The sequence below is a fragment of the Alcanivorax sp. HI0044 genome, from assembly GCF_001634945.1.
On the sequence record NZ_LWEZ01001558.1, the window covers coordinates 1 to 381 of the forward strand.

1 protein-coding gene is annotated in these 381 nt (G+C 51.7%); it reads left to right on the forward strand.

Going from position 1 to position 381, the window contains the following annotated elements; translation table 11 throughout:
• Nucleotides 1–151 precede the first annotated feature (151 nt).
• Nucleotides 152–367: a dodecin gene (locus tag A3730_RS23525; RefSeq protein ID WP_007149047.1), complete on the forward strand. Its 216-nt coding sequence runs from the start codon at nucleotides 152–154 to the stop codon at nucleotides 365–367.
• The last annotated feature ends 14 nt before the right edge of the window (nucleotides 368–381 follow it).

Consider the following 381-nt stretch of genomic DNA (forward strand, 5'->3'; position numbering starts at 1 on the left):
GGTTTTTTTGACCGACTGGGCAAAAGAGCCCCTTGTAATACGCGGACTTCGGTGTCACAGATGAAAGAACATGGATGAGGGCAGAGCGTTTCCGGTGAGGGATTTTTTGCCGCTCAGACACTTGGAACATGTACCGAAAAGGAGAGCAGTCATGTCTGACCATCATGTCTACAAGAAGGTTGAATTAGTTGGGTCGTCTCGCACCACCATTGAAGACGCCATCGAGAATGCGCTGGTCACGGCCAGTGAAAGCCTGGAGTTGATGGACTGGTTCGAGGTGACCGAAACCCGCGGCCATATCGAGAATGGCAAGGTGGGGCATTATCAGGTGACGTTGAAGGTCGGCTTCAGAATTTCCGGATCGTGAAGCAGTAGCTACGA

What these genes read in the sequence shown, in the direction of transcription:
- A3730_RS23525 (WP_007149047.1), top strand. Translation starts at nt 152, where the DNA reads ATGTCTGACCATCATGTCTACAAGAAGGTTGAATTAGTTGGGTCGTCT.